2 protein-coding genes and 1 pseudogene are annotated in these 5,965 nt (G+C 33.3%); all 3 read right to left on the bottom strand.

Going from position 1 to position 5,965, the window contains the following annotated elements; genetic code table 11:
• Window positions 1-323 precede the first annotated feature (323 nt).
• Entirely contained in the window at window positions 324-3,842 is a 3,519-nt protein-coding gene (nifJ, locus tag B2671_RS03275; RefSeq protein WP_346869141.1) for a pyruvate:ferredoxin (flavodoxin) oxidoreductase, read from the bottom strand.
• A 278-nt stretch (window positions 3,843-4,120) separates the two neighbouring features.
• Entirely contained in the window at window positions 4,121-5,524 is a 1,404-nt protein-coding gene (locus B2671_RS03270; protein ID WP_346869140.1) for a VWA-like domain-containing protein, read from the bottom strand.
• Between the two features lie 6 nt (window positions 5,525-5,530).
• Window positions 5,531-5,965 (bottom strand): annotated as a pseudogene (locus tag B2671_RS03265) (MoxR family ATPase); the annotation flags it as partial.

The raw sequence follows: 5,965 nt of genomic DNA, 5'->3' as shown, positions 1-5,965 counted from the left end.
TAACTTCGGAGCTGAGGGTGGCCTTGCTTGTACAATTGTATTAATTATATCTACATTGTTTGTGATATTTATTCCTAAAAAATCTATTTCTATATCATCTAGTGAATCATTTTAAATTATTATATAAGGAGACTTTTATGGAGACTTTATTTGCTTTTATTCCTATGTTAATTGTTTTACCCATAATTTTATTGTTTTGGGGTTTAGGTATTTATGCACTCATACTTATGATTAAAGCTTTAAAAATATATATCAATAAAAACTCATAATGTATCTAAATTGTAGAAGACCACATCATAACTATGACATGGTCTTCTAATTTTTTATTCTTGAACTGATAACTTCTTATAGTTATTATATCTTTCCATAGCATCCGCTTCTGTCTTTGCAAATAATTCCTCCGCTACTTCCGGGAATACCTTGGCTAAGGATGCATATCTAACCTCACCTAATAAGTAGTCTTTAAAGCTTCCATTTGGTGCTTTTGAATCTAAGGAGAACGGATTCTTAGTTCCTTTTAAATCTGGATTATACCTATATAAAGTCCAATATCCACACTCTACTGCTCTCTTCTGTTCTTCTTGTGAATAAGACATTCCAGCTTTAATACCATGATTAATACATGTAGAATAAGCTATTATTAATGATGGTCCATCATAAGCTTCAGCTTCTGAAATAGCTTTTATAGTCTGATTTTTATCTGCTCCCATGGATACTTGAGCTACATACACATAACCATAGCTCATAGCCATCATTCCTAAATCCTTCTTCTTAGTTCGCTTCCCCGATGCTGCAAACTTAGCTACTGCAGCCGTTGGAGTTGATTTTGATGATTGACCTCCTGTATTAGAATAAACTTCTGTATCAAAGACTAATGCATTTACATTTTCTCCTGATGCCAATACATGGTCAAGACCACCATATCCTATATCATAAGCCCATCCATCTCCTCCAAATAGCCATTGAGATCTCTTAACAAAGAATTCTTTATCTTCTAGTATCTTCTTAGATATTTCACTATTTTCTTTCTGAAGAACTTGGGTTAACTTAGTTGCTCTATCTCTTGTACCTTCACTCTTATCCATGTTATCTAACCAATCCTGTAACACAGGCTTAGCTACCTCTGAAATATTCCCACTTAGAGCTTCTCTTATATTCTGTGCAATTCTTTCTCTTATAGTTTTAACAGCCATAAACATTCCAAAACCATACTCAGCATTATCTTCAAAGAGTGAGTTAGCCCATGCTGGTCCATAGCCTTCTTTATTAGGTCTATAGGCTGTTGAAGGTCCTCCTGCTGCCCAAATTGATGAACAACCAGTAGCATTAGCTATCATCATTCTATCTCCAAATAATTGAGTTACAAGTTTAGCATATGGAGTTTCTCCACATCCTGCACATGCACCTGAGAATTCAAGGAGAGGCTGCTCAAATTGACTACCCTTCACAGTATTTTTGTTCAATGGATTCTTTTTATTTGTAACTTTTTCTACAACATAATTCCAAACTTCTATTTGATCATGTTGACTATCCTGTGGTTTCATAACTAAAGCTTTTTCTTTAGCTGGGCAAACCTCTGCACAGTTTCCACATCCAGTACAATCTAAAGGTGTAACTCCTATATGGAAAAACATTGGAGCTTCGGTTTTAAGCCCCTTGGCTTCTAGCAACTTCATATCCTTTGGAGCATTTTCTTTTTCTTTTTCATCTAATAGAAAGGCTCTAATAGTGGCATGTGGACATACATATGAACATTGATTACATTGAATACAGTTCTCTGAAATCCACTGTGGTACATTTACTGCTATTCCTCTCTTCTCAAAGGCAGTAGTACCTGCCATGAAGGTACCATCATCTACTCCTTCTCTAACCAATATAGAAACTGGAATAGCATCTCCTTCCATTCTATTCATTGGCTCTACAATATCCTTAATAAAAGTAGGATCCTCCTTCATTATATCTAACTTATCATCCTTAGCATCCTTCCATTTACTTGGAACTTCTATCTTAGTTATAGAATTTATTCCTGAATCAATGGCAGCATGATTCATATTTACTACTTTTTCACCCTTCTTTCCATAGGAAGTTATAACCGCTTCTTTTAAATATTTTACTGCATCTTCAATAGGTATGATATCTGCTATCTTAAAGAAGGCAGCTTGCATTATCATATTTATTCTTCCACCTAACCCAATTTCTTGAGCTATTTTAACTGCATTTATGATGTAGAGATCTATATTATTTTCTGATATATATCTTTTTAAGTCAGCTGGTAATCTATCTTCTAAATCCTTTTCTGTCCATTGAGTATTTAAAAGAAACTTTCCACCCTTCTTTAACCCTTGCAATAGGTTATAACTATAGACGTAGGATTGGTTATGGCAAGCAACAAAATCTGCTTTGTCAATGGTATAGTGAGATTTAATTGGTTTATTACCAAATCTTAAGTGAGAAACAGTTATTCCACCTGATTTCTTAGAATCATAAGAGAAATATCCTTGAGCATACATGTCTGTGTGATCTCCAATAATCTTTATAGCACTCTTATTAGCTCCAACGGTACCGTCAGAACCTAATCCCCAGAACTTACATGAGGTTGTTCCTTCTGGCGTAGCATCTATATCTTCCTTTGGCATTAAAGATGAGTTTGTAACATCATCAATTATTCCTATAGTAAATCTATCCTTAGGTTTATCTTCTTTGAGGTTTTCAAATACAGCAGCTATATGAGCTGGAATTGGATCCTTTGAACCAAGTCCAAATCTTCCACCTACTACTAATGGAGCATTTTCTTTTCCGAATAGTGATCTTACTACATCTAGATAAAGAGGTTCCCCTATAGAACCTGGCTCCTTAGTTCTATCAAGTACTGCTATCTTCTTAACTGTACTTGGTATAGCTTTTATAAATTTCTCTATAGCGAAAGGTCTATAAAGTCTTACTTTTACAAGACCTACCTTTTCTCCCTTAGCACTCAGATAGTCTATGGTTTCCTCAACTACTTCAGATACAGAACCCATTGATATGATTATCCTATCTGCATCCGGTGATCCATAGTAATCAAAACAGTGATATTCTCTTCCTGTTAGTTTTGTTATTTCACTCATATAATTTTCTACTACAGTAGGTATATCTTCATAATATCTATTTAGTGATTCACACATTTGGAAATATAAATCAGGGTTTTGAGCAGTTCCTCTTGTAACTGGATGATCTGGGTTTAAAGCATTTTTTCTGAACTCATCAATAGCTTTATAGTCTACTAGTTTTGCAAGTTCTTCCTGCTCTATAACCTCAACCTTTTGTATTTCATGGGAAATTCTAAAGCCATCAAAGAAACTAAGAAATGGCATTCTAGCCTTTATAGCACTTAAATGTGCTACTGCTGCTAAATCCATAACCTCCTGAACAGAACCTTCTGCAAGCATTGCAAATCCTGTTTGTCTTGTAGCCATAACATCTTGATGGTCACCAAATATACTTAAGGATGACGTAGTAAGAGCTCTAGCTGCAACATGTATAACTCCAGGTAATCTTTCTCCTACCATCCTATACATGTTAGGTATCATAAGTAATAGGCCTTGTGATGCTGTATATGTAGATGATAGAGCTCCTGCTTGTAAGGAACCATGCAATGCTCCAGCTGCCCCTGCCTCAGATTGCATCTCTACTACTTTAACAGGATGACCAAATATATTTTTTCTTCCCTTAGCGGCCCATTCATCTACTAGCTCAGCCATAGGTGTAGATGGTGTAATTGGAAATATAGCGGCTACTTCTGTAAATGCATAGGATATATGTGCTGCTGCTGTATTACCATCCATAGTCTTCATTTTTCTCATGTTATTACCTCTTTTCTTACAGTTTAGATATATTGGTATGAAGGTATTTAGACATATATCTAATGCCTCAATAGCCTTTTGTTACTTTTCTCTAAGTTATAAATCTTTAACTTTTACTCTTATACCATTTATATGTTGAGCTAAATAAGTGGATATTATGTATAGCGTTAGAATTTATTAAAGACTTATTACTTAACTATAAGAAAATGAGGCTTTCAAAAATAGAGTTATCCATTTTGTAAAAGCCTCATTGGTAAAACTATATAATTTTTAATACTTTATATTGTAGGTTCAACACTATTCATGGACCAACCATCATTTCTTACGTCATGTATATCTATAAACTCATCCTTCTCTTCTATAGCCTTAAGCCTCTTTACTATTCCATAAGGCTCCTTTAGAGATAATTTATCTCCTCTACCTGACATTATCCATAAAGTTCTATAACTCTTAGGAGTAACCTTTAGCTTATCTTCACCTTTACCATCAGTAAAGTATATAAGTAAATTAGTATCTGTGTTATTTATATATTCAAATACAGGAGTAAACTGTGTTCCTCCCCCTTTAGTAACCCTTTCTCTTATATCTTTTACAGACTTAACCTTATATGCTCTTTTAATATTGCTATCACACTCTATTATAGTTACTTCACTATTATAATTTTTTACTATTGAAAGTACTTCTTGCATAGATTGCATAAACTCAGCATCACTTATGCTTCCACTTATATCAATAGCTACAGCAATTTTAGCCCTATGACCTCTTAACTCCCCTTTTAAATCTAATCTATTTGGTTGTCTTCGACTTCTTCTTGTTACAGTTTTCTTCTTACTACTCTCTAAGCTTCCCATTATTTTTTTCAAATAAATATTCCATGGGATTTCATTTTCACTTCCCTTTAAAGTTTTTAGCATAGCTTCTATCTCTATTGGAAGCTTTCCTTTACTAGAAAGCTCTGCAAATTTCTCCGTAAAGGACTTCAGAGTTTTATCATCTATATCATCAGATTCATCCCAGGTATCATGAGTCTTTTTAGGATCATATTCATCCTTAGTATCGCCTTTAGAATCATCCTCTTCTCCTTCTTTGTCCTCTTCTAACAAATCCAATTCTCCTTGAATTTCTCTCACATAGTACTCCATAGAATTATATGGTTCTAACTTCAAATTATATTTTGTATTTACCCACTCTAAGGTAGTTGCATAGGCAGGTAAGAAATCAATATATTGATTTGCAACTATGTCCATAGCCATATTAACAGCTAAAGTACTGTATTTTTTTCTTAATTCCTTTGCCCTTACTAGATGCAATGCTAAAATATGATGTATTTCATGTTTTATAGTCCCTTGCATCTGACTTAAATTAAGTTGTAAAAATATAAGAGGATTAAAATAAATTATATATTTAGCTCTCTTAAAACTTATAGCTGTAGGTGTAGCTATATCATATCTTATTTCTCTTTTTACCTGAAATAAAAAGTATCCATAGAAATTTTCCTTATCCTCCATAATGGCTAGATTTACTCTATCTATTAGTCTATAAAACTCTACCTTTAACTCTTCTGGTATATTTACTACAAATTTTTCGCCATCTCTTCTAGCTTTAAACATCTCTCCACCATTAACTATATTAGTTACCCTATTATAAAGCTTAACCCTCAATTTTTCAAAATTCTTATTCATGGCTATCTACCCTTTTATCTCAGTATAAGCTACAAAGTAATTCTCTACAAATTCTTCATTTTCTAATATGAAATTATATATTTTCTTTTGACTTTCTCTCATATCCTGCATAATTCCAATCATCAAATCTACTGGATAAAAGCTAAGAAATTCTACAAATCTATCTATAACTTTCTTTATAGCTGCTCCTTCTAGCTCTTCAACTTTGCTGCTAACATAATTTATCATATTACTTCCTGTTAAATATAATCTAGTGTGGCTCTCATTGGATATCCTAATTTTAACCTGCTTTGATAAAACTTCTTCTTCAAATACTTCTTCTGGAGAAATTAAAGCAGTATTATCGGACTCCATAAAATCCATAAGCTGTTCTGCAATAATTCTTCCAAGAAGAGTATTTTTAAATGTTTTAAGGGGGAATCTTGGAAGAATTATTGCAGA

The sequence above is a fragment of the Clostridium sp. UBA5119 genome (genome assembly GCF_002414285.1).
GTDB classification, from domain to species: domain Bacteria; phylum Bacillota; class Clostridia; order Clostridiales; family Clostridiaceae; genus Clostridium_J; species Clostridium_J sulfidigenes.
Note: the sequence above shows the minus strand (reverse complement) of the source record. Positions and strands in the feature narration are given on the sequence as shown.